General features: G+C 68.0%; 24 protein-coding genes and 1 tRNA gene. 18 read left to right on the forward strand and 7 right to left on the reverse strand.

Annotated elements, in window-relative coordinates:
- The first annotated feature begins 2 nt into the window (after positions 1 to 2).
- Complete coding sequence (locus tag ACLFA2_RS13165) at positions 3 to 359, forward strand: iron chaperone (RefSeq protein ID WP_021201059.1); 357 nt, start codon at positions 3 to 5, stop codon at positions 357 to 359.
- A gap of 6 nt (positions 360 to 365) precedes the next feature.
- On the opposite strand, the gene ACLFA2_RS13170 is transcribed toward ACLFA2_RS13165, so the two are convergent.
- Positions 366 to 1,028 carry a LysE/ArgO family amino acid transporter gene (locus tag ACLFA2_RS13170; RefSeq protein ID WP_021201058.1) on the reverse strand — a complete coding sequence of 221 codons (663 nt, stop codon included), beginning with the start codon at positions 1,026 to 1,028 and terminating at the stop codon, positions 366 to 368.
- Between the two features lie 70 nt (positions 1,029 to 1,098).
- Between ACLFA2_RS13170 and ACLFA2_RS13175 the strand changes: the two genes are divergently transcribed.
- Positions 1,099 to 2,043 carry a LysR family transcriptional regulator ArgP gene (locus ACLFA2_RS13175; RefSeq protein ID WP_021201057.1) on the forward strand — a complete coding sequence of 315 codons (945 nt, stop codon included), beginning with the start codon at positions 1,099 to 1,101 and terminating at the stop codon, positions 2,041 to 2,043.
- On the opposite strand, the gene ACLFA2_RS13180 is transcribed toward ACLFA2_RS13175, so the two are convergent.
- Complete coding sequence (locus ACLFA2_RS13180) at positions 1,982 to 2,470, reverse strand: MarR family winged helix-turn-helix transcriptional regulator (protein ID WP_031207956.1); 489 nt, start codon at positions 2,468 to 2,470, stop codon at positions 1,982 to 1,984. The genes ACLFA2_RS13175 and ACLFA2_RS13180 overlap by 62 nt on opposite strands.
- Positions 2,457 to 4,178, reverse strand: a complete 1,722-nt coding sequence (locus tag ACLFA2_RS13185) for an MDR family MFS transporter (protein ID WP_426621434.1) — start codon at positions 4,176 to 4,178, stop codon at positions 2,457 to 2,459. The genes ACLFA2_RS13180 and ACLFA2_RS13185 overlap by 14 nt, the downstream gene beginning before the upstream one ends.
- Positions 4,179 to 4,455: 277 nt before the next feature.
- On the opposite strand from ACLFA2_RS13185, the gene ACLFA2_RS13190 reads away from it, so the two are divergent.
- The 5 genes from ACLFA2_RS13190 to ACLFA2_RS13210 are packed head-to-tail and all read left to right on the forward strand — an operon-like array spanning position 4,456 to position 7,486.
- Complete coding sequence (locus ACLFA2_RS13190) at positions 4,456 to 5,076, forward strand: SipW-dependent-type signal peptide-containing protein (protein ID WP_426621435.1); 621 nt, start codon at positions 4,456 to 4,458, stop codon at positions 5,074 to 5,076.
- A gap of 7 nt (positions 5,077 to 5,083) precedes the next feature.
- Entirely contained in the window at positions 5,084 to 5,701 is a 618-nt protein-coding gene (locus ACLFA2_RS13195) for a SipW-dependent-type signal peptide-containing protein (RefSeq protein ID WP_426621436.1), read from the forward strand.
- 26 nt (positions 5,702 to 5,727) lie between these two features.
- Positions 5,728 to 6,345 (forward strand): signal peptidase I, encoded by a 618-nt coding sequence (locus ACLFA2_RS13200; RefSeq protein WP_426621437.1) that lies wholly within the window; start codon positions 5,728 to 5,730, stop codon positions 6,343 to 6,345.
- Complete coding sequence (locus tag ACLFA2_RS13205) at positions 6,342 to 6,992, forward strand: hypothetical protein (RefSeq protein ID WP_426621438.1); 651 nt, start codon at positions 6,342 to 6,344, stop codon at positions 6,990 to 6,992. Before ACLFA2_RS13200 ends, ACLFA2_RS13205 begins: the two co-directional genes overlap by 4 nt.
- Positions 6,989 to 7,486 (forward strand): hypothetical protein, encoded by a 498-nt coding sequence (locus ACLFA2_RS13210; protein ID WP_167255645.1) that lies wholly within the window; start codon positions 6,989 to 6,991, stop codon positions 7,484 to 7,486. The genes ACLFA2_RS13205 and ACLFA2_RS13210 overlap by 4 nt, the downstream gene beginning before the upstream one ends.
- Positions 7,487 to 7,515: 29 nt before the next feature.
- Here the strand turns inward: ACLFA2_RS13210 and ACLFA2_RS13215 are convergent, their stop codons facing one another.
- Complete coding sequence (locus ACLFA2_RS13215; protein ID WP_029267314.1) at positions 7,516 to 8,196, reverse strand: YqaJ viral recombinase family protein; 681 nt, start codon at positions 8,194 to 8,196, stop codon at positions 7,516 to 7,518.
- A gap of 330 nt (positions 8,197 to 8,526) precedes the next feature.
- On the opposite strand from ACLFA2_RS13215, the gene ACLFA2_RS13220 reads away from it, so the two are divergent.
- The 3 genes from ACLFA2_RS13220 to rplL all read left to right on the forward strand — a co-directional run bounded on the left by ACLFA2_RS13220 (position 8,527) and on the right by rplL (position 10,824).
- On the forward strand, positions 8,527 to 9,519 hold the full coding sequence (locus ACLFA2_RS13220) for a type IV toxin-antitoxin system AbiEi family antitoxin domain-containing protein (protein WP_426621439.1): 993 nt from the start codon (positions 8,527 to 8,529) through the stop codon (positions 9,517 to 9,519).
- A 384-nt stretch (positions 9,520 to 9,903) separates the two neighbouring features.
- Positions 9,904 to 10,392 (forward strand): 50S ribosomal protein L10, encoded by a 489-nt coding sequence (gene rplJ / locus ACLFA2_RS13225; RefSeq protein WP_017829129.1) that lies wholly within the window; start codon positions 9,904 to 9,906, stop codon positions 10,390 to 10,392.
- 48 nt (positions 10,393 to 10,440) lie between these two features.
- Positions 10,441 to 10,824: a 50S ribosomal protein L7/L12 gene (rplL, locus tag ACLFA2_RS13230; protein ID WP_017829128.1), complete on the forward strand. Its 384-nt coding sequence runs from the start codon at positions 10,441 to 10,443 to the stop codon at positions 10,822 to 10,824.
- 177 nt (positions 10,825 to 11,001) lie between these two features.
- Here rplL and ACLFA2_RS13235 read toward each other — a convergent pair whose 3' ends face one another.
- Positions 11,002 to 12,006 carry a LacI family DNA-binding transcriptional regulator gene (locus tag ACLFA2_RS13235; protein ID WP_021199173.1) on the reverse strand — a complete coding sequence of 335 codons (1,005 nt, stop codon included), beginning with the start codon at positions 12,004 to 12,006 and terminating at the stop codon, positions 11,002 to 11,004.
- A 287-nt stretch (positions 12,007 to 12,293) separates the two neighbouring features.
- Between ACLFA2_RS13235 and ACLFA2_RS13240 the strand changes: the two genes are divergently transcribed.
- The 3 genes from ACLFA2_RS13240 (at position 12,294) to ACLFA2_RS13250 (ending at position 15,812) form a co-directional block, all read left to right on the forward strand.
- Positions 12,294 to 13,610 (forward strand): ABC transporter substrate-binding protein, encoded by a 1,317-nt coding sequence (locus ACLFA2_RS13240; protein ID WP_021199172.1) that lies wholly within the window; start codon positions 12,294 to 12,296, stop codon positions 13,608 to 13,610.
- A 103-nt stretch (positions 13,611 to 13,713) separates the two neighbouring features.
- Positions 13,714 to 14,853 carry a carbohydrate ABC transporter permease gene (locus ACLFA2_RS13245; protein WP_029258742.1) on the forward strand — a complete coding sequence of 380 codons (1,140 nt, stop codon included), beginning with the start codon at positions 13,714 to 13,716 and terminating at the stop codon, positions 14,851 to 14,853.
- Positions 14,850 to 15,812 (forward strand): carbohydrate ABC transporter permease, encoded by a 963-nt coding sequence (locus ACLFA2_RS13250; protein WP_021199170.1) that lies wholly within the window; start codon positions 14,850 to 14,852, stop codon positions 15,810 to 15,812. The genes ACLFA2_RS13245 and ACLFA2_RS13250 overlap by 4 nt, the downstream gene beginning before the upstream one ends.
- Positions 15,813 to 15,878: 66 nt before the next feature.
- On the opposite strand, the gene ACLFA2_RS13255 is transcribed toward ACLFA2_RS13250, so the two are convergent.
- Positions 15,879 to 16,886, reverse strand: a complete 1,008-nt coding sequence (locus ACLFA2_RS13255) for a glycerophosphodiester phosphodiesterase family protein (protein WP_426621440.1) — start codon at positions 16,884 to 16,886, stop codon at positions 15,879 to 15,881.
- Between the two features lie 141 nt (positions 16,887 to 17,027).
- On the opposite strand from ACLFA2_RS13255, the gene ACLFA2_RS13260 reads away from it, so the two are divergent.
- The 5 genes from ACLFA2_RS13260 to ACLFA2_RS13280 all read left to right on the forward strand — a co-directional run bounded on the left by ACLFA2_RS13260 (position 17,028) and on the right by ACLFA2_RS13280 (position 22,484).
- A complete protein-coding gene (locus ACLFA2_RS13260; protein ID WP_426621441.1) occupies positions 17,028 to 18,404 on the forward strand; it encodes a cystathionine beta-synthase in 1,377 nt (458 codons plus the stop codon).
- 76 nt (positions 18,405 to 18,480) lie between these two features.
- Positions 18,481 to 19,635, forward strand: a complete 1,155-nt coding sequence (locus tag ACLFA2_RS13265) for a cystathionine gamma-synthase (RefSeq protein ID WP_029267308.1) — start codon at positions 18,481 to 18,483, stop codon at positions 19,633 to 19,635.
- A gap of 158 nt (positions 19,636 to 19,793) precedes the next feature.
- The gene (locus ACLFA2_RS13270; protein ID WP_021199166.1) at positions 19,794 to 21,194 is read left to right on the forward strand and encodes a multidrug effflux MFS transporter; all 1,401 of its coding nucleotides are present in this window, start codon (positions 19,794 to 19,796) and stop codon (positions 21,192 to 21,194) included.
- Positions 21,195 to 21,225: 31 nt separating this feature from the next.
- Positions 21,226 to 21,855, forward strand: a complete 630-nt coding sequence (locus ACLFA2_RS13275; protein ID WP_029258737.1) for a phosphatase PAP2 family protein — start codon at positions 21,226 to 21,228, stop codon at positions 21,853 to 21,855.
- A gap of 26 nt (positions 21,856 to 21,881) precedes the next feature.
- On the forward strand, positions 21,882 to 22,484 hold the full coding sequence (locus tag ACLFA2_RS13280) for an N-acetyltransferase family protein (protein ID WP_426621442.1): 603 nt from the start codon (positions 21,882 to 21,884) through the stop codon (positions 22,482 to 22,484).
- Positions 22,485 to 22,656: 172 nt separating this feature from the next.
- On the opposite strand, the gene ACLFA2_RS13285 is transcribed toward ACLFA2_RS13280, so the two are convergent.
- Positions 22,657 to 22,744: transfer RNA gene (locus ACLFA2_RS13285), tRNA-Ser, on the reverse strand.
- Between the last annotated feature and the right edge of the window lie 156 nt (positions 22,745 to 22,900).

The raw sequence follows: 22,900 nt of genomic DNA on the forward strand, positions 1-22,900 counted from the left end.
TCGTGGGAACCATCGACGACTACCTCGCAGATCTCGCCGTTGCCGATCGTGATGCGATCGACCGCGTCTATGCGGTCGCCCGTCGGGAGGCTCCGGATGCGGAGCAGGGCACGGGCTACGGCATGCCCGCGCTCGTGCACGGCGGCAAGCCGCTGCTCTCGGTGATGCGCGCCAAGAAGCACATCGGCATCTACCCGTTCAGCCCGGATGCCGTCGCCGCCGTCGCCGACATGCTCGACGGGCATCCGGGAGTCAGCGTCGACAAGGGCACCATCCGGTTCCAGCCCGAGCATCCGATCCCGGGCGAGGTGCTCGAGACGCTCGTCCGCGCCCGGCTCGCGCAGATCGACAGCGTCTGACTCCGCTCAGATTCCTAGCACCGGCAGCACGAGGCTGATCGCGATCGCGATCATGACCACCGCGATCACGGCGTCGAGGATGCGCCACGACCGCGGGGTGCGCAACCAGCGCCCCAGATAGCGGGCGCCGAACCCCAGCGCCGTGAACCACAGGATGCTGGCGGCGATCGCCCCGCCCGCGAACAGCCAGCGCTCGTCGCCGTGGGTGGCCGCGATCGATCCGAGCATCAGCACGGTGTCGAGATAGACGTGAGGGTTGAGCCACGTCAGCGCGAGCGTCGTCAGGATCACGGGTGTCAACCGCGTGCGAGTGAGCGTCGCCGTCACGCCGCTCGATGCGAGCGATGCGGAGGGCGAGGAGTCGGAGGTCTCGACGACCAGCTCCTCACCTCCACGCCAGGCCCGGCGTGCGGCCAGGATGCCATAGGTCAGCAGGAACAGCGCCCCCGCCCATCGTGCGACGACCACCAGCCATGGCGCGGCAGAGATCACGAAGCCGAGCCCGGCGACGCCCGCCGCGATCAGCGCTGCGTCGGAGAGCGCGCAGATGGCCACGACGGCGAGGACGTGCTCGCGGCGGATCCCCTGACGCAGCACGAAGACGTTCTGCGCGCCGATGGCGACGATGAGGGAGAGACCGAGGCCGAGGCCGGCGAGAACCGTGAGCATGGATACAGCCTAGGAACGGCCGGACATCAAGAGAAGCGAAGATTTCTACCGAACCATTAGCATTGCTGATGTGCGAATCGATCCCGAACTCGCGGCCACCCTCGCCGCCATCGTCGACGAGGGGACACTGGATGCCGCCTCGAGGCGACTGCAGATCACTCCTTCCGCGGTGAGTCAGCGGTTGAAGACTCTCGAGCAGCAGCTGGGGCGCATCCTGGTCGTGCGCACCAAGCCCGCACGGCTGACGCAGGCGGGGGAGGCGGTCGTCCGTCTGGCGCGGCAGGTCGCTCTGCTGGAGCATGATGCGCTGGCCGGGGTGGGTATCGACGAGGCCGGCGCGGCGCGCAGGATCAGCATCCCCCTCGCGGTCAACGCCGACTCGATGGCGACCTGGTTCCTCGCTCCGCTCGCGCGCCTGTCCGCAGCGCACGACATCGACTTCGACCTGCATCGAGATGACCAGAACTTCACCGCCCGTCTGCTGGAGTCGGGGACGGTGATGGCGGCCGTCACGAGTGAGGAGACTCCGGTCTCCGGCTGCTCCGTGTCGCCGCTCGGAGTGCTCGAGTATCGGGCGATGGCAGAGCCGGGGTTCGCCGCCCGATGGTTCCCCAAGGGAGTGACATCGACCGCGTTGACGGCCGCGCCGTTCGTCGACTTCGACCGGAGGGACACCCTGCAGCACGAATGGCTCAGGGCGATGTCGGTCGCGCAGGAGGGCGTGCCGCGGCACTACGTCCCGGCATCCCACGATTACGCCCTCGCGGTCACCCTCGGACTCGGCTGGGGCATGGTGCCGCTGCTGCAGGAGTCGGCTGGGCTCGTGCCGTTGGGGGGACCGACCCTGCGCGTGCAGCTCTATTGGCAGCAGTGGAACCTGCGCTCGGAATTGCTCGACACGATCGCCGCGGAGGTCGCCACCGAGGCCCGGCGCGTCCTCGGCAGCGTCCCGGTCAATCGGCCGCGGTCGACCCCGGTGTCACTCCGGAAGCCAGGGCGTGCAGCAGCCGGGTGAGGTTGCCGATGTCGGTGAGGCTCCACTGCTCGAGCGTGCGCAGCAGCAGGCCCTCCTGCGGCAGTCGAGCCGCTGACAACCGCTCCGTGCCGAGGGGCGTGAGCTCCAGGAGGGACGAACGGCCGTCGGCGGGGTCGGCGGTGCGTTCGATCAGACCGAGTTCCTCCAGCTCGCGCACCGTGCGGCTGACCTGTCCCTTGTCCATGAGCATCCGCTCGGACAGCGTCGACACGGTCACCCGTTCGCATCGGGCGATCGTCGTGAAGATCTTGTAGCCGCCGGGCAGCAGACCGGGGCTCACCCGATGGGCGTTCTCAGTGATGACGCGGCGGAAGTGCGTGATCAGCTCACTGAACTCCGCCTCGAGGGCGCGGACCGCTTCGGCCCGCGCCTCCGGGGTGTCGATGTCTTTCTCAGCGTCGGACATCGGAGGCGCCGTCCCCACGGTCACCTGCGCGGTCGACGACCGTCACGGTACCGGTCGTCGGGGCACCGGAGAGCGCAGTCGCGTCGGCGATCGCCACGTCGACCGCGCCGTCGACGCTGCCGTCGACGGGCTTCTTCTTCGCGGCGTCCGCCTGGGCGCGCTCCGTCGTGGTCATCGTCGTCAGCGGTCGGTTCGGCAGGAACAGGATCGCGATGAGGCTGATCACCGCGAGCGGGATGCCGATCAGGAACGCGTGCGAGATGGCCTGGGCGTAGAAGTCCTCGATGATCGAGCGCACCGGTTCGGGGAGGAGGCGGACCTCCGGCAGCGTTCCGCTGGAGAGCTGTGCGGCGACTTCGGCGCCCTTGTCGCCGAGCTGGGCGATCGCTGCCCCGATGCGCTCCTTGCCGTCGCTGAACAGACCGGTGAGGCTGTTCGCGAGCACGGCGCCCATGACGGAGACGCCGATCGTGCCGCCGAGGCTGCGGAAGAAGGTCACGCCCGAGCTCGCGACGCCCATCTCGCTGGGCTTCGCGACGTTCTGCACGATGAGCACGAGATTCTGCATGGTCATGCCGACGCCCGCGCCCATCACGAACATGTAGATCGAGACGAGGACGAAGTTCGTGTCGTAGTGCAACGTGGACAGCATCACGGAGCCCGCGATCAGCAGCACGGACCCGAGGATCAGGTAGCCCTTCCACTTGCCGAAACGGGTGACGAGCTGGCCGATGACCATCGACGAGATCAGGAGGCCGGCCATCATCGGCAGGGTCATGAGCCCGGCCTCGGTCGGCGTCGCACCGCGGGAGAGCTGCATGTACTGCGCGAGGTACACCGAGGTGCCGAACATCGCGACGCCGATCGAGATCGACGCGAGCACCGAGAGGGTGAAGGTGCGGCCGCGGAACAGCGTGAGCGGGATGAGCGGCTCGCGCACCTTGAGCTCGACGATGATGAAGGCGATGGCCGAGACGATCGCGCCGCCGACCATGAGCACGGTCTCTGTGCTCCACCAGTCGAACGTCGAGCCGGCGTTGGTGATCCAGATGAGGATCAGCGAGACGGCGGCCGACAGCAGCACGATGCCGACGTAGTCGATCGACACCTTGCGGGTGCGCTCGGTGCTGATGTGCAGAGTCTTCTGCAGGATGATCAGTGCGGCCACGGCGAAGGGGAGGGCGACGAAGAAGTTCCAGCGCCAGTTGGCGACGTCGGTGATCCATCCGCCGAGCAGCGGGCCGCCCACGGTGGCGACAGCCATCACGGCACCGAACAGACCCATGTAGCGGCCGCGCTCGCGCGGGCTGATGATGTCGGCCATGATGACCTGGCTGAGGGCGGCGAGCCCACCGCCGCCGATGCCCTGGATGGCGCGGAAGGCGATGAGGGTGTTGGTGTCCTGCGCGAATCCGGCCGCAGCGGTCGCTCCGACGAAGACGATGATCGCGATCTGGATCAACAGCTTGCGATTGAACAGGTCGGCGAGCTTGCCCCAGATCGGGGTCGAGATCGCGGTGGTGAGGAGCGTCGCCGTGATGACCCAGGTGTAGGCGGCCTGGTCGCCGCCGAGGTCGTGCACGATGACCGGCATCGAGGTGGAGACCACCGTGGTCGCGATCATCGAGACGAACATGCCGAGGAGGAGGCCGGTGAGGGCTTCGAGCACCTGGCGATGCGTCATCTTGACGGGGGAATCCGTGGTCATGCGTGACCTTTCGCAGAAGGGTGGTGGAGATGCTGCGACAGCTCTGGCGCGCACGAGATGGTTGAACTGCGTCAACTATACGCCGATCGTTGATATACGTCAACGATCTTCGAGAGGGATTCGGATCTGCGCGGGATGAGCGAATGTCGTGCGCGAAATCGCCTTGTTCTGCGGATGAGGCGGGGAGAGGATGGCGCAAACGCGCGGATGCGGGGTCGTTGAGGGGCGACCGGACGACAGGCATTCGCGTGGTTCACGAATTCCTGAGGGGGAAGCGATGGCAACCAAGGCAACCCAGCGCAAGGTCCTGGCGGTACTGGCCGGTGGACTCGTGCTCGGCATCGGCACCGCAGTGACGCTCGCGGTCTGGAACGACTCCGAGTTCGCGAACGGCACGTTCACCGCGGGCGCATTCAATCTGCAGGGGTCCACCGACGGCACCGCGTACGCCGACCACAACTCCGCTGGCACCGCGGCGACTCTCGCCTTCACCCTGCCGGCGGGGCTCGTGGGCAACATGTCGCCGACGAGTTCGGTCTACGCCGGATTCTGGGTGCGCCTCGCAGCCGGCACCACGAGCGGAGCGAACCTCGTCGCCGACGGCACGACGGCCGACCCCGCCGCGAGTTCGAACACCGGTCATCTGTCGTACTCGATCTACCAGCTCGCACCGGGCGCCACGTGCAACGCGGCGAGTGCCACGGGCACGCCCATCGCGACCGGAGCGACGCTCGATGTGCAGACCGGCGCGACGCAGGTTCCGCTCACGGCCGGCGGCACATCGGCCGTGCCCGGCACAGCGGTGCAGCTGTGTTTCAAGGTGACGGCGGATGCGTCGCTCACGCCGAGCCTGGTGACCAACGCCACCTGGAAGTTCACGGCCACGTCGACGAACTGAGCATGTGATGGTCACCCGCAGAGATGTGCGGGAGAGGCGGCGGCTGCGCTCCCGTCGGCTGAGAGCCGTCCTCGCGGGCGGGCTCGTACTCGGCATCGGCGTCGCCGCCACCCTCGCCGCCTGGAATGACTCCGAGTACGGATCCGCCAGCTTCACGGCCGGGAGATTCGACATCGTCGGAGCGGTCGACGGTTCCACGTTCTCGAGTCACGCCACCACGGGCGCGGCGGCGACCCTGAACTTCCAGCTCGCGCCCACCGCGATGGCGCCGGGGAACGCGACGTATGCGCTGTTCAGCGTGAAGACGGCGAACCCCTCGGTGGCGGGAACCCTCCAGCTGACTGCGGGAACACCCGGCGGCACGGGGCTCGCGACGTATCTCACCTACGGTGTGCGCACCATCGCGGGCACCACCTGCAACGCGACCACGTACGCGGCGGGGACGGCCGTCGTCGCGGACGGGTCGGCGCTCACCGCCGGGGGGTCGGGGACGCAGGTGGTGACGGCGAACGGTGCGGCTCAGGTCAACTACTGCTTCGCGGTCACCCTCCCGACGACGGCCCCGAACGCCGCGCAGGGACTCACGATGACGCAGACCTGGCAGTTCCTCGGAACGTCGTCGTAGGCGCGGATGGCAGGGAGGAGGACGAGATGACGACCCCCATGACGCGAAGGAGCCTGCGCGAGAAAGAGACGTCCCTCGCCGCGGTCGAACCCCACGCGACCGCGGCGAGGGTACATACCGGCATGCGGCCGGGGCGTGTGATCGGCGACGCGCTGCTCTGGATGGCCGCGGTCGCCGGGGCGATCTGCATCCTGCTCGTCGTGCTCGCCTTCACGGCGCAGATCACGCTCATCATGTTCCGCACCGGGTCGATGTCCCCGACGATCCCCGCGGGCTCCGTCGCGGTGGTGCAGCGCGTCCCGGCGACCGAGATCGAGGTCGGCGACGTCGTGACCGTCGACCGCGAAGGGGAGCTGCCGGTGACCCACCGCGTCACCACGATCGTCCGGGGTGCGAGCGCGGATGAACAGGTGATCACGATGCGTGGCGACGCGAACGCCGCAGACGATCCCTTCCCCTACTCGGTGACATCGGTGCGGAAGGTGTTGTTCTCCGTTCCCGGTATCGCGCTCGTCGTCGCGGGTATGGGGAACCCGATCGTGCTGGGAGCTCTGACCGTGGCGGCGACGTCGTTGGTCGTCTGGGCGTTCTGGCCGCGCGGGCAGCGCCGGTCCGGGCGCGATCCCGACGGGAACGGGCCATGAGGCGCGCGCTCGCCGTCGTCCTGCTCTCCGTCCTCGCGGTCACGATGCCGGTGGTCACGATGCCGACGGCCGCATGGGGTGCGCCGACGACGCAGATCATCCAGGGGTCGGTCCTGCGCCTCGTCTCCGTCGCGGACTGGGCGGCAGCCGGCAGTCTGCTGCCGGGACAGCCGGTGGAATGGGACATCGCGGTGAGTGCCGATGCCCCGGATCCGGGGGTCGTGCGGATCGCGGTCAGCGCGACGGGTGATGCACAGCTGCTCCTCGACGTCGCCCTGTGCCTGCAGGAATGGACCGACGCCGGGTGTCCCCATGGCGCCGCCACGCTTCGCACGGCGTGGAGCATCCCGCGCGACGGGGTCGAGATCCCGCTCGCACAGGTCGCCGACACCGAGACGGCGCATCTTCGCCTCGCGATCTTCCTGGATCCCTCCGGGGGTGCGGGTGCGGGCAGTACCGATGTGCGCGTGCACGCGCAGGGGGCGGGCGAGACGGTGATCGTGGGGTCGGACGGCGGCCTCGCGACGACGGGGCTGCCACCGGGCATGCCGTGGGCGGTCATGGCCGGCTCGGCGCTGGTGGCGTCGGGCATCGCACTCGCGGGTCGGCGTCGACGCGCGACGTCAGAGACGCGGAGTCGACGATGAGGCGGCCGACGCGCGCACGCATCCTGGCAGGAGCCCTCGGCCTCGTCGTGCTCGTCGGCGTCGCCTCGACGCCCGCTGTGCAGGTCACCGACGCCGCATTCACCGACAGCGAGTATGCGACGCGCACGTTCACCGCGGCGACCCTGGCCACCCCCGTGGTCACCTCGTGCACGGTGACGAGCTTCCTCGGCACGTTCACCGGCTTCACGATCACGTGGACATCGCCCTACCTGACCGTGCAGCAGCGGCTGTCGATCAACAACGTCGTCGTCGACAACAGCAACGTCACGCAGAGCGGATCCGGCCCCTACACCTACTCGTCCACGATCAGCTCCGGATTGCTGAACACGCTGCTGGGGAGTCTTCTCGGATCGTCCAACGCGGTGAAGGTCGAGACGATCTACGCGGGAACGTCGTGGGTCTCACCGGCCGCGACACGCACGCTCTCGGTCGGTGGTCTGCTCGGTCTCGGTGGCAACAACACCTGCACGTGAGGCCCGGCTCGGCCCCGGCGGGGGGCGGATCAGTCGGCGAGGGCCAGCGCGCGGAACGCGTCGCGTTCACGGAGCTGTTCGCGCCGGCTCGCGGCGGCATCCATCACCCGGCTCGGAACCTGCTGGCCGGTGGTGCGTCGGTAGAGCTCATCGATGAGATCCGTGGCGAGGCCGACGAGCTTCGCGATCTCGCGGTCGTCGCGGTCGATCCACACGCAGCGCGGCTCATCGTGGATCGGGGCGAAGTCGACGTGCTCTTCCCAGACGAACAGGGTCCGCTCGGCGCCGAGCACGTGCTGCTGCCACCACACCTGACGGAGGTAGGTGCGCGGGATACCCCGGAACGCCTTGTTCGTGGTCTTGATCTCGGCGAGCTTCACGCGTCCGTCGGCGTCGACCGCGATGCCGTCGGGGGTGGCCAGGTGCCGGTGCTCGACCTCGGCGCGGAACAGTGCGGAGGAGGGAAGGATGCCATGGGTGGCCGCGACCCATGCCGCGATCTCGGGCTCGCGTCGTCGACCATGATCGGTGTAGGCGTTGCCGCCGAAGCGGGGTCCGCCGCCGAGCTTGGAGTCGGCCGCGCGGGCGATCGACTTCTCCGAGGTGAGACCTGCCACGTCGGTGGCCGTGATGCCCCGCGAGCGCGCACGCAACCATGCCACGCGGTCGCGGGAGTCCGCGACGATGCGTGCAGAGAGTTCCGGGGTCACCCTTCGACCCTAACCCCGCGCGCCGACCCTCCCTCCCGTACACGCCGCCCTCCCGCCCCCTGCCCCGCCCTCCCGCCCCTCCCGCTCCCGCCCGCTCCCGCCCCTCCCCGTCGCCGAGACCCATTGGCGTCGCCGACACCCACGTGTGCAGTTGCTTCGGCGCGTGGGTTTCGACGACAAGCGTGGGTTTCGCTGGGAGGAAGGCGCGAGGTCTCGCCGGGATGCGGGAGGGAGAGGCAGGGAAGCGAACTGCACGGCGATGGTTCTGAGCGAGTTGCTATCGGTTCCCGGTGAAATGCGCGGATCCTGGGTCGCGGGCCGGCTGCAAGCATGAAGATCGAGCGCATGCGGAAGGCTGTCACGATCGAGGAAGCGCGTCAGCTCCTCCTCTCCAGACGGGATGTTCTCGCCCGAGGAATCACCGAGCGGGAACTCAAGGGCATGGTCGACGGTGGCGTGCTCATCCGGGTGCGTCGGGGCTGGTACGCGGAGGGGGAGGCGTGGGCACAGCTCTGGGCGGAAGGCCGGCATCTCCTGAAGGTGCTCGCCGTGCACCGGGAGTCCTCGGGCGGAGGCGCCGCATTCTGCTTCGACTCGGCAGCTGTGCTCCACGGTCTGCCGCTCTATCGGACGTTCCCGGCGCACGTGCACGTGTTGCTCGGCCGGACGAGTCACAGCAGGGTGAAGGGCTGCGTGGCACGGCACGACATACAGGTCGGTGAGGGGGACCTCGAAGAGATCGAGGGCATAAGATGCACGTCGCTCGAGAGAACCGTGCTCGACCTGACCAGCCGGCTCGGGCCGGAAGCGGCTATCTCCGTGGCCGATGCTGCTCTCCGGCGAGTTGCCATGCGCGGGAATGAGCAGGATTCCGAGGTGGCCGCCACGTGGCGAGGAGAACTTGCTCGGCGTGCCCGGGCTATGTCGGGCCGTGGGATCCGTCAGGCCCGCGCGATGATCGCGCTGTCGGACGGTCGTGCCCAGCTTCCCGGGGAGAGCGTCAGTCGTCTGCACCTCCACAGGCTCGGCTTCACGGGCATCGAGCTGCAGTCGCACGTCACCGGGCCAGGCGGTGAGGACTATTGGCTCGATTTCGCCTTCCGCGGTTTGCAGGCCTTCGGCGAGTTCGACGGCAGAGGCAAGTATCTCGATCCGGATCTGCGCGGTGAGAGGTCGGCGGAGGACATCGTGATCGCTGAGAAGTGCCGTGAGGACGCTGTCCGTGGCGTCACGGGATGGCGCGTCGTCCGATGGGGATACGAGCACATCGTGACGCCTGAGGCTCTCGGCGCACGCCTGGGTGCCTTCGGCCTCCGCCCCTAACATCGTGCCTCGCTTTTCTGCCAGCTATTGCCGCCGACACCCATGCCCCTCGTCCAGACCCATGCCAGGAGACGAGTCCCGCCATGGGTCTGGGTGCGGAGCGTGGGTCTCGGCGAGGGGGTGGGTGGACGGAGGGCGGAGGGGCGGAGGAGAGGCGGGATTTGGGGGAGCGGGGCGGGTGGGGTACAGTTATCTCGAACCGAAGACCGCTGGTCATCGTCGTGTGCGCAAGCATGCAGCGATCGAAGCTCTGCATAGCAGGGGCCCGCGCAGGCCACGAACTCTCAAAGCTCCGTGCGCTTGCGCCGGAGCTTTTTCTCTTGCAGGTGGTCCAGGTCGGCGCCTCACCACCGTGCGGCGCCTCGTACACACCAAGGAGTGACCATGGCGCAGAAGGATGCATCGGTCGCCGAGCTCACGAAGTCATTCGAGAACTCGACTGCCGTTCTGCTGACCGAGTACCGCGGTCTGACGGTTGCCCAGCTCAAGGAGCTGCGCAACAGCATCCGTCAGGACGCTGAGTACGCCGTGGTGAAGAACACGCTGACCAAGATCGCCGCCAACAAGGCTGGCATCTCCGCGCTGGACGACGACCTCAAGGGTCCGTCGGCTGTCGCGTTCGTGCACGGTGACTTCGTCGCCACCGCCAAGGCTCTGCGTGACTTCGCCAAGGCCAACCCGCTTCTCGTGATCAAGTCCGGCATCTTCGAGGGCAACGCCCTCACCGCGGACGAGGTCAACAAGTACGCCGCGCTCGAGAGCCGTGAGGTTCTGCTGGCGAAGGCTGCGGGCATGATGAAGGCGACGATGGGCAAGGCTGCCGCCACCATCGATGCTCTTCGCGAAAAGCTGGAGACCGCAGAGGCCGCGTAAGCGACCTGCGATCTCGTCTACAAACCCCATCTATCTAGGAGATACATCATGGCGAAGCTTTCCACCGAGGAACTGCTCGAGCAGTTCGCCGGCCTGACCCTCATCGAGCTCAACGAGTTCGTGAAGGCGTTCGAGGAGAAGTTCGAGGTCACCGCTGCTGCTCCCGTCGCCGTCGCCGGTGCCGCGGGTGGCGCAGGCGCTGCTGAGGCTGAGGAAGAGAAGGACTCCTTCGACGTCATCCTCGAGGCTGCTGGCGACAAGAAGATCCAGGTCATCAAGACCGTCCGCGAGCTCACCTCGCTGGGTCTCGGCGAGGCCAAGGCTGTCGTCGACGGTGCCCCGAAGGCCGTCCTTGAGGGCGCCAACAAGGAGACCGCCGAGAAGGCCAAGGCTGCTCTCGAAGAGGCAGGCGCCACGGTTACCCTCAAGTAATCGCGACGCTCACGCGTTTCTCGTCGAAGGCCCCGGGTTCGCCCCGGGGCCTTCGTGCGTTCCGGGTGGTTTCCGCCGTTGCCGACGCTTCCCCTGCTGTCCTCCCGGCGCACCAGGAGCCCGGGCCGCGGTCGCGTGGCACCACGAGCCCGGCCTGCATCCCGGCATGCTGCGAAGTCAGCGCGGAGGAGCCGTCGAGCTGCGCACGACGAGGGCCGACGCCGCGTAGATGCGCTCCAGCGGTGCGTCGGGGTGCTCCATCCGCTGCGTCAGAAGGCGCACCGCCTCATGGCCCTGGTCGCGCGGTGACTGTCCGATCGTGGTCAGCGCGAACATGTCGGCGTGTTCGTGATCGTCGATGCCGACGACGCTGAGCTCGGTCGGCACGGCGATGCCGAGTCGCCGCGCGGCGATGATCGCCCCGATCGCGGCTTCATCGCACACTCCCACGATCGCCGTCGGCCTCCGCCGTCGGTCTCCCAGCAGTCCCGCTGCCGCGGTGTACCCGCCGGGCATCGTCGGAGCCCCGCCGGCGACGCGCGCATGAGCCGCGATTCCGGCCGCCTGCAATGCGCCGCGATAACCCTCCAGCCGCTGCGCGTCACCGTAGCTCAGCGTGGCCGCGTCCGTCGATCCGCCGACGAAGGCGATGTCGGTGTGCCCGAGCTCGATGAGGTGCTCGGTCGCGATGCGCGCGGCGGCCGTGTCGTCGATCGACACCGCGCTGGAACCCTCGCTGTACGGGCCGACGCTCACGAGCGGCCGCCCGGTCTGCTGCAGGCGCTCGAGCTCCCGGGCGCTCGGCTGGATGCCGACCGCGATGATCCCGTCGAACCGCCGGCCGGGAAGCACGCTCTCGAACAACCGCTCCCTGGTCTGCGACCCTTCCGGCACGCCGTAGAGCGACAGGTCGTAGTCGAGGGCGAAGAGCGATTCCTGCACGCCGGCGAGCAGCTCGGCGAAGAACCATCGGTCCACGGGCGGCATCACGACGCCCACTGTCTGCGTGCGCCCGGTGGCCAGGCTCGTCGCGGAGGAGTGGGCGACATAGGAGAGATCGCGAGCGGCGTCCTCGACGCGCTGCCGGGTGGTCTCCGACACGTACCCACGGCCGCTCAGGGCGCGACTGGCGGTGGCCTTCGATACGCCGGCACGCGACGCGACGTCCGCGATCGTGCTCATCGGTCCTCCTCGACCTGATCACGCAGCTGCGTGGCCCCGACGCGGGGGTGCGCGCCGCGTCAAATCGTAGTCGCCGGCATCCGAAAAAGGAACCGGTTCCAGAGCGGAAGCGAGGGAGCGCTCCCACGTCGGGGGTGCGAGCACGTCGAATGGTTGCGAGCTTGTGACCCTAGCGTGTTGTGCGGGGGTGCGCATGGCCAGTAGGTTGGCCTGGAATCGGTTCCCTAACGATGCCCCGGGGTGGCGTCGCACCAGCCGGGAACCTGTACTCGAAGAGGAGAATTCACATGGCTCTGTCACAGCGTTCCCGGCGTTACGCGCCGCTCGCCCTGCTGGGGGTCGCGGGCATCGCGCTCGCCGGATGCGGGGCTCCCGGAGGGGCACCGGGCACCGACGGCGGCGATGGGGGCGATGCCACCGTCACCATCTACGGAACGATCGTCGATGACGAGGCGAAGCTCCTCCAGGAGTCCTGGAAGGACTGGGCCGACGAGAACGGCATCACGATCAAGTACGAGGGCAGCCAGGACTTCGAGACCCAGCTCGGCACGCGCGCCCAGGGCGGCAACCCGCCGGACATCGCGATCTTCCCGCAGCCGGGACTGTTCAAGGACTTCGCGGACCGCGACTACCTGAAGCCCGCACCCGAAGAGGTCGAGAAGAACGCCAACGAGTACTGGACCGAAGACTGGGTGAACTACGGCACCGTCGACGGCACCTTCTACGGCGCCCCGCTGATGGCGAACGTCAAGGGCTGGATCTGGTACTCGCCGGCGAAGTTCAAGGAGTGGGGCGTCGAGGTTCCCAAGACGCTCGACGAGATGACCGCCCTCACCGAGAAGATCCAGGCGACCACCGGAACCCCCGCATGGTGCGCCGGCTTCGAATCGGGCACCGCGACCGGCTGGCCGGGAACGGACTGGATCGAGGACTACGTGCTGCGTCAGTCCGGACCGGACGTCTACGACCAGTGGGTCACGAACGAGGTCAAGTTCACCGACCCGCAGATCAAGCAGGCGTTCGACTCGGTCGGCGGCATCCTGCTCAACCCGGCCAACGTCAACGCCGGCTTCGGTGACGTGCGCTCCATCAACTCCACCGCGTTCGGAGATGTCGCTCCGAAGCTCGCCGGCGGCGAGTGCGCGCTGACCCACCAGGCCTCGTTCCTGTCGGGCTTCTTCCCCGACGGCACGAAGGTCGCGGAGGACGGCGACGTCTGGGCATTCATGCTGCCGGGCGAGACCGAGGGCGACACGGCCGTGACGGGTGCCGGTGAGATCGTCGGCGGGTTCAGCGACTCCGAGGCGACGCAGAAGGTGCTCGCGTACCTGTCCAGCCCTGAGTGGGCGAACAGCCGCGTCAGCCTCGGCGGCGTGACCTCCGCGAACAACGGCCTCGACCCCGCGAACGCGAAGGACCCGATCCTCCAGGAGACCATCAAGATCCTGCAGGACCCGGACACCACCTTCCGATTCGACGCGTCCGACCTGATGCCCGGTGCCGTCGGTGCCGGAACGTTCTGGAAGGGCATGGTCGCATGGGTCAACGGCACCTCGACCGATGAGGTGCTCACGCAGATCGAGACCGGCTGGCCGAGCAGCTGATCCAGCAGAGGGGCCGCCCCGCACCGGGGCGGCCCCTCTGACCCCACGGCGCGCACTCCGACGTGTGCGTCGATGATCCGGTCCGCGTGATGAAGGGGAATCCGTGAACGCGACTAATTTCTTCAAATGGATCGGCTCGCTCCCGCCGGTCCTGCAGGCCGTCGCCGTGGTCATCGCCTTCGCGGTGGTCGTGGCGATCATCCTGCTCCTGGTGGACATCGCTCCCCGTAGGGGGAAGGTCTACACGTTCGTCCGATTGGCGATGTGCCTGCTCATCCCGCTCGCGGTGATGTTCTTCTTCAACTCCTATTACTGGGCGATGGGAGTCGCCGTCGCCGTCGGCGCCTTGTTCTTCTGGCTCGACTACCGTTCCCGCGATGGCGCGGGATATCTGATCCAGCTCGTGGCCTTCATGGCTCCGGCGCTGCTGTTGCTGATCGTCGGTCTCGTCCTGCCGTCGATCCAGACGATGTTCTCGTCGTTCATGAACTCCTCGGGGAAGGAGTTCGTCGGCCTGTCGAACTACCTCTGGATCTTCACGCAATCCGACGGCATCACCGCCGTCATCAACACGATCATCTGGGTGCTCCTGGTTCCGACGGTCTCCACGATCGTCGGCCTCGCGTACGCCGTGTTCATCGATCGCACCCGGGGCGAGAAGATCTACAAGGTGCTGGTCTTCATGCCGATGGCCATCTCCTTCGTCGGGGCGAGCATCATCTGGCGATTCATCTACGAGTACCGTGGCCCGCAGTACGAGCAGATCGGTCTGCTCAACCAGCTCCTCGTGTGGTTCGGTGGCACGCCGCAGCAGTGGCTGCTCAATGAGCCGTGGAACAACCTGTTCCTGATCGTCGTGCTGATCTGGGTGCAGACCGGTTTCGCGATGGTGGTGCTGTCCGCATCGATCAAGGGCGTACCGGCGGAGCTGCTGGAAGCGGCCGAGCTGGACGGCGCGAACGCGTGGCAGCGGTTCATCTCGGTGACGGTCCCTGCGATCCGCCCGGCGCTCATCGTGGTGCTCACGACCATCTCGATCGCCTCGCTGAAGGTGTTCGACATCGTGCGCACGATGACCGCCGGCAACTACGGCACGTCGACCCTCGCGAACGAGATGTACACGCAGTTCTCGAAGTTCGAGGCGGGACGCAGTGCCGCGCTCTCCGTCATCCTGTTCATCCTGGTGTTGCCGATCGTCATCTACAACGCGCGCCAGATCAAGAAGCAGCGGGAGATCCGATGACCGACACCGTGAAGTCAGACGCCGCCGTCAGCACGCGCGCGATCACCACCGGCGGCGGGTTCGACGGCGCCGCCGGTCGCACCCGCAAGCGCCTGTCCCGTCCGTGGGCGTCGGTGGCGTCCATCGTCATCGCGTTTTTGTGGACGATTCCGACGCTCGGGCTGTTCATCTCGTCGTTCCGGCCGAGGGACCAGATCCAGACGACCGGCTGGTGGACCTTCTTCGCCGACCCGCAGGTGACGCTCGAGAACTACGTCGACGTGCTCCAGTCCGGCACGACGCAGCTCACGATCCTGGAGTCGTTCGTCAACTCGATCGCGATCACGATCCCCGCCACCATCGTGCCGCTGATGATCGCGTCCATGGCGGCCTATGCGTTCGCGTGGATCGACTTCAAGGGGCGCAACGCGCTGTTCATCTTCGTGTTCGCGCTGCAGATCGTGCCGATCCAGATGGCGCTGGTGCCACTGCTGAGCTCGTTCTCCCGAGGGATCAACCTCTTCGGGCTGCAGGTCACGACCCCGCTCGGTGCCTCCTCGGGCTACGCCCAGGTGTGGATCGCTCACTCGATGTTCGCTCTCCCCCTGGCGATCTACCTGCTGCACAACTTCATGTCGGAGATCCCCGGAGAGATCATCGAGGCCGCGCGCGTCGACGGTGCGTCCCGTGGGCAGATCTTCTTCCGCGTGGTGCTGCCTCTCACGATGCCGGCGATCGCTTCTGTCGCGATCTTCCAGTTCTTGTGGGTGTGGAACGATCTGCTCGTGGCGCTGGTGTTCGCCGACGGCGCCGCGGCGCCCATCACGAAGCTGTTGGCCGAGATCACGGGCACGAGAGGAAACGACTGGTACCTGCTCACGGCGGGCGCCTTCGTGTCGATCATCGTGCCGCTGATCGTCTTCTTCGCACTGCAGCGCTACTTCGTCCGCGGCCTGCTGGCGGGATCGACGAAGGGCTAGCGGTACGGATCCGCTTCATCGACGACGCCGCGCCGACCTGAGGAGGTCGACGCGGCGTCGTCGATGTCAGCGGGAGTGGCCGTACTTCCAGCTCACGGCATCGCGGGGCGAGTCCACGAGGACCGCATCGACGCCGACGCGGGCGAGGTCTCGATACCGTTCGGCGTCCGCGACTCCGATCGCCATGAGATTCACACGGTCGGTGGGATCGATGCACCGCACGGCCTCGCGATCCCAGGGGGTGACTTCCACCTCGCTCTTCGCGGTACCCGAGGTGAAGGTCTCACTGACGGTGATCTTGCGGCGATCCTCGAAGGCCATCCAGGTTCCGGCCGCGGGCGGCGGCTCGCACTCGTGTGCGAGAGCGATGTCGAGGAGTCGCTTGCGGGTGACATCGCGGTCTTCTGCGACCTGGACGTCGCCGGCGTCACGGGCTCGACCGGTCGCGGCCGCATCCGTGGAGTAGATGACGGTGTTCTCCGTGCGCTCCGTATCGCGGAGAACGGCGACGACCGCGTCCGCCAGAGGAACCGGATCCGCCTGCTTGAGATCGAGGAACACCAGGCGGTCGGCGGGGATGTCCGCCAGAGCCTGTCGGAGTGTCGGGAGAAGGGCCGGGTCGTCGCGATACGGCGTCTCTTCCGATCCACGAGGGCGGAAGTTCCATCCGGCGTTGAGCGCGGTCAGTTCTGCGACGGTCTTCTCCGCCACGGTCCCCGTCCCGTTCGTCTTCTCGTCGAGGCCGATGGGCCGGTACAGCACGGGCACGCCGTCGCGAGAGAGCTGGACGGTGATCCAGAGCGCGTCAGCGCCATCCTCCAGCGAACCTCGGATGCCCTCCCTGGTGTTCTCCGGATAGTCGGCGGTCCCCGCCCGATGAGCCACGATCAGCGGTGCCTCTTGCCCGTAGCCGGTTTCGGGGCCGGAGCCGGCATCGGTGCCGGTTTCGGTGCCTGTCCCGGCTCCGACTTTCGGGGGCCGATCTGCCGCGATCATCGGCGCGATGCCGAGCACGAGACCGAGGGTCGTGATACCCGCCGCGCGCGCCCAGAATGGATGCTGTTTCGAGAACATGGTGATCTGCTCCTTCGTGAGCCCGCCGCTGGGATCTTTCCCGCCATCAGGCAAATGTAACATTTTAGACTTTCGGCCCTCGGTTCGATCGGCGTCGAAACACATCCCCGTCCGCGGCATCCGCGCGTCTACCCTGAAGGCATGAAGTACGCAGACTCGATCGTCGATCTCGTCGGCGACACGCCCCTCGTGAAGCTGCAGCACGTCACCGAGGGCGTCGCGTGCACGGTGCTCGTGAAGCTCGAGTACCTGAACCCCGGCGGTTCCTCGAAGGATCGCATCGCCGCGCGGATCATCGACGCGGCCGAGGCGACGGGTGCGCTGAAACCCGGCGGCACGATCGTCGAGCCCACCAGTGGCAACACCGGGGTCGGCCTGGCGCTCGTCGCCCAGCAACGGGGCTACAAGTGCGTGTTCGTGCTGCCGGACAAGGTCGGCGAAGACAAGATCGACGTGCTCCGTGCCTACGGCGCGGAGGTCGTGGTGACCCCCACTTCGGTCGCCCCCGACAGCCCGGAGTCGTACTACAGCGTGAGCGACCGGTTGACACGCGAGATCCCTGGAGCGTTCAAGCCGAACCAGTACGAGAACCCGAACGGTCCGCGCAGTCACTACGAGACCACGGGTCCCGAGATCTGGCGCGACACCGACGGCGAGGTCACGCATTTCGTGGCGGGCGTGGGCACGGGTGGCACGATCACGGGGACGGGGCGGTACCTGCGGGAGGTCTCGGATGGTCGAGTACGGATCGTCGGCGTCGACCCCGAGGGCAGCGTATACAGCGGCGGCACCGGCCGTCCGTACCTCGTCGAGGGCGTGGGCGAGGACATCTGGCCCGGTGCATACGATCCCACGGTGCCGCACGAGATCGTCGCTGTCGGCGATGCGGAGGCGTTCGCGATGACCCGGCGCCTCGCCCGCGAGGAGGGCATCCTCGTCGGGGGATCGAGTGGCATGGCCGTCGTCGGTGCGCTGCGCGTCGCGCGTGACCTGCCGGCGGACGCCGTGATGGTCGTGCTGCTGCCCGACGGCGGACGCGGCTACCTGGGCAAGATCTTCAACGACGGATGGATGCGCTCCTACGGGTTCAGCGAGCTGGAGGACGGGGAGACCGTCGCCGACGTGCTCGCGGCTCGTCCGTCGCGGCAGGGCACCGGCATCCCCGACCTGGTGCACGCCCACCCGACCGACACCGTGCTCGAGGCCATCGGCATGATGACCGAGTACGACGTCTCGCAGCTGGTCGTGCTCAGCGCCGAACCGCCGGTCATGATGGGCGAGGTGGTCGGCACGGTCGATGAGAAGGGGCTGCTCGACCTGCTGTTCCGCGGTGAGGCGAACGCGACCGATGCCGTGGGCGCGCACGTGGGGGAGAGGCTCCCGCTCGTCGGCATCCACACCTCCGTCGCACAGGCCAAGGCCGCGCTCGCCGATGCCGACGCGCTGCTGGTGACCGAAGACGGCAAGCCGCACACCGTGCTCACCCGTCAGGACCTGCTGGCGTATCTGTCGCGCTGAGGGGCGCCGGGAGGTCGGCCGACCCGGGGTGTAACCGGGAGGCCCTCCCCGCAGGGGCGGACGTAGGCTGAGAGGCATGTCCGATCACGCCTTCGCCACCCGAGCCATCCACGCAGGACAAGCGCCCGACCCCGTCACGGGAGCGATCATCCCGCCGATCTACCAGTCCTCGACGCATGTGCAGGACAGCGTCGGCGGCCTGCGTGCGGGCTACGAGTACAACCGTGCGGGCAACCCCACGCGGTCCTCGCTCGAGACCCAGCTCGCGGCCCTCGAAGGGGGCGCGAGCGCGCTCTCGTTCGCGTCGGGACTCGCCGCGGAGGATGCGCTGCTGCGTGGCATCCTCAAGCCCGGCGACCACATCCTGCTCGGCAACGACGTGTACGGCGGCACCTACCGGCTGCTCACCCGGGTCCTCGCACCGTGGGGGATCGAGACCACGACGGTCGAGCTCTCCGACGTGGATGCGCTCCGCGCGGCGATCCGTCCCGAGACGAAGATCGTGTGGCTGGAGACGCCCAGCAATCCGCTCCTGAAGATCGTCGACATCGCTCTGATCGCCGAGATCGCGCACGCGGCCGGCCTGATCGTGGTCGTGGACAACACCTTCGCCTCGCCGGCGCTGCAGCAGCCGCTCGCGCTCGGCGCCGACCTGGTGGTGCACTCCACGACCAAGTACCTGGGTGGGCACTCGGATGTGCTCGGCGGCGCGGTCGTGTTCGGCGATGATCGGTTCTTCGATCAGGTCAAGTTCCAGCAGTTCGCGGTCGGAGCGGTCTCCGCTCCGCTGGACGCCTGGCTGACGACCCGCGGCATCAAGACCCTGGCGCTGCGGATGCGGCAGCACTCCGAGAACGCGCAGGCCATCGCCGAGTGGGCGCAGGATCGGCCGGAGTTCGCGCAGGTCTACTTCCCGGGACTGGCCTCGCATCCCGGCCACGAGATCGCCGCGAAGCAGATGAGCGGTTTCGGCGGGATGCTGTCGCTCGGTCTCGCCGCCGGCGCCGACGCGGCACGGGCCTTCGTCGAGAGCACCTCGGTGTTCCAGCTCGCCGAGTCGCTCGGTGGCGTCGAGTCGCTCATCGGATACCCGCCGGACATGACGCACGCCTCCGTGCGCGGCACCGAGCTCGCGGTCCCGGAGAACATCGTGCGCCTCTCCGTCGGGATCGAAGACGCGGGCGACCTGATCGCCGACCTCGAGCAGGGACTCGACCGCATCTCGCGCTGACGTCGCACCGGGCCGTGAGAGACGCACCTTCGCATCCGCGGGGGTGCGTCTCTGCTCTGCGCGTGGGCGGGCGGACGAGGCCGTGGCGGCGGTAACATGGGGGCTTCCCCGGTCGAATCGATTCGACCCTTGCACCCCCTGAACTCTGGAAGGACGTCGTGTCCGACGCTCCCCGCACTGATTCCCTCCCCGTCGTGAAGGCGGGGGATTCCGCCGCCGACGAATCGCAGATCCCGCAGCCCGAGCGCACCGCGACGGGGAGCATCCGCATCCCCACCGCGACCGGCGCGATCCGCACCCTCGGCGCGAACCCTGCCACCGCGCCGATCATGCTGCACCCGGGCGATGCCATCTCCCTGGGCCGCCGCACGCTGTACATCATCCTGCTCGGCGCGCTCACCGCCCTCGGCCCCTTCACGATCGACCTTTACCTCCCGGCGTTCCCGGTGCTGGAGCAGGACTTCCAGACCACGGCCGCCGCGATTCAGCTGACCCTGACCGGAACCATGATCGGGTTCGCGCTCGGCCAGCTCGTGGTCGGACCGCTCAGTGACAAGGTCGGTCGTCGCGTGCCGCTGATCGCCGTCACCGCGCTGCACGTGCTCGCGAGCGTCGGGGCGGCCTTCGCACCGGACCTCGGGCTGCTCAGCGTCGCCCGCGTGCTGATGGGAGTGGGTGCCGCGGCCGGCGGCGTGGTGGCCATGGCGATCGTGCGCGACCTGTTCGGCGGGCGTCGACTGGTCGTCATGCTCTCCCGCCTCGCTCTGGTCTCGGGCGTGGCACCGGTCATCGCGCCCCTGATCGGCTCGTGGCTGCTCACGCTCATGCCGTGGCGCGGGATCTTCGGCGTGCTCGCGGCCTACGGCGTGGTCATGCTGCTGTCGACGATCCTGTTCATCCCGGAGACGCTGCCCGTCGCCCGGCGCCAGGGTCACGGTGGCGCCACCATGCTGCAGCGATATCGCTCCGTGCTCTCGGACCGGGTGTTCCTCGGCGTGCTCGTCATCGGCGGGATGACCTTCTCCGGTCTGTTCTCGTACCTGTCGGCATCGCCGTTCCTGTTCCAGGTGACCCACGGGCTCGACGCGCAGCAGTACGGTCTGCTCTTCGCCGTGAACTCGCTCGGCGTGGTCGTCGGCGTGCAGACCGCCTCCCGCTTGGCCGCACGCTTCGGACCGCAGTGGGTCATGGCCTACTCGACCGCAGTGTTGCTGCTCGCCGGCGTGGCGATCATCGTCACCGACCAGCTCGGCCTCGGCCTGTGGGGCACGGTGATCCCGCTGTTCGTCTTCATGACTGCTTGTGGCTTCACGTTCCCGAACGTGCAGGTGCTGGCGCTCGACCGCCACGGGAAGGCCGCGGGAACCGCGGCATCCATCATCGGCGCGACGAACTTCGGCGTCGCCGGGCTCATCTCGCCCGTCGTCGGCTGGCTCTCGCACGACGCCGGGATCACCGCGACCACCATGGCGTCCGTCATGGTCGGCTGTGCCGCGATCGGCATCCTGTCGCTGTGGTTCGTCGTGCGCCCGCGCACCGTCGGGATGCTCGCTCCCTGAGTCTTCAGGTGTCGTCCGACAGAATAGGACGATGAACAGGCGCATGCTGCTGTGGTGGGGAGTGGGCCTCCTCGCGCTCGCAACGGTCCTGGGCGCCGTGGTCGTGTTCGCCTACCCGCAGACTCCGGGATTCGACCACTGGTGGAACGAGACGATCGCCGGGGTCCGCGCGGACTGGATGGTCGACTTCGCCCTCGTTCTGAACTGGATCGGCGGCGGCTGGGTAGCGATCCTCGGGGTGCCGCTGCTGGCGATCCTGGCGCTCGTGCTCGCACGGCGCTGGCGTGGCGCGCTGTTCGCGGCACTCTGCTTCGCCGCCAGTGCCGCCGGCGTGCAACTGCTCAAGCAGCTCTTCGGGCGGGCGCGGCCCGACGACATGCTCGTGGTGAGCGACTACGGCTCGTTCCCCTCCGGGCACACGGCGAACGCCGCGACGATCGCCCTCGTGCTCTGGGTGCTGTTCCCGCGCGTCTGGGTCGCGATCGTCGGCGCGGCGTGGGTGCTCGCGATGGCGCTCTCGCGCACCTTCCTCTCGGTGCACTGGGCCAGCGACACCCTCGGCGGCGCCCTGGTCGGCGCCGGCGTGGTGCTGGTGCTCGCCGCCTGGTTGCTCCCGTGGGTGCAGCAGAAGAAGTCGGCGGTCGAGGCGCCGATAGGCTGAGAAGACCCGTCCCCAGAGGAGTCGTCGTGTCTCACATCCGTCCGTACCGCCCCACCGATCGTGCCGCACTGTATGAGATCTGCGTGAAGACGGCCGACGCCGGGGCGGATGCGACCGGCGTCCTCTCCGACGACTCGCTGTGGGGCGACCTCTTCGCCGTCCCCTATGCCGAGCGTCATCCCGACCTCGCCTGGGTGGTCGAGAGCGATGACGAGCGCACGATCGGCTACATCGTCGCGACCGACGACACCGACGCCTTCTACGCCTGGTTCCGCGAGGAGTGGTGGCCGACGCTCGAGGGTCGCCACCCCCGGCCGGCGGAGGTGGTCACGCGGGAGGATCGGATGATCGACTACGGCTACAGCCGCGCCGCCGGCATCGAGCCGAACGTCGCGGATCACCCGGCCCATCTGCACATCGACCTGCTTCCCGAGACCCAGGGTCAGGGGCTCGGTCGCCAGCTCATCGAAACGCTGTTCGCCGAGCTGACCCGACGCGGAGTGCGCGGGCTGCACCTGGGCATCGATCCGAACAACACCGGAGCCGCCGCCTTCTACGAACGGCTCGGGATGACGCGTCTCCCGGCCGAGCCCGGCGGACAGATCTACGGCGTGCGCTTCGACGACTGAACGCCGAACGATCGCGTGGGCGAAGCGAAAGAGCCCCCGCTGACGCGGAGGCTCTTTCACTTTTGGCGGTGACGGCGGGACTCCGGTGCTCGCTGCGCTCGCTCCTCCCCGAATCCCCGGTGCTCGATAAAAAGTGAAAGAGCCCCCGCTGGCGCGGAGGCTCTTTCACTTTTGGCGGTGACGGCGGGATTCGAACCCGCGGTTGCTTGCACAACACACGCTTTCCAAGCGTGCTCCTTCGGCCGCTCGGACACGTCACCAGGGAACAACCTGTCCATCCTATCCGATGCGAGGACGACGACGTGACAGGCCTCTGGGGTCCGCGACCTGAACGTCCACCGATGTGAAATATTGCACGTCACACGTCACCTGTATAGCCTCATGTGAGGACGTATCGCATTCGCTGGGGGTGCGGC

Source organism: Microbacterium sp. As-52, from assembly GCF_049949185.1.
Classification (GTDB): Bacteria; Actinomycetota; Actinomycetes; order Actinomycetales; family Microbacteriaceae; genus Microbacterium; species Microbacterium maritypicum_A.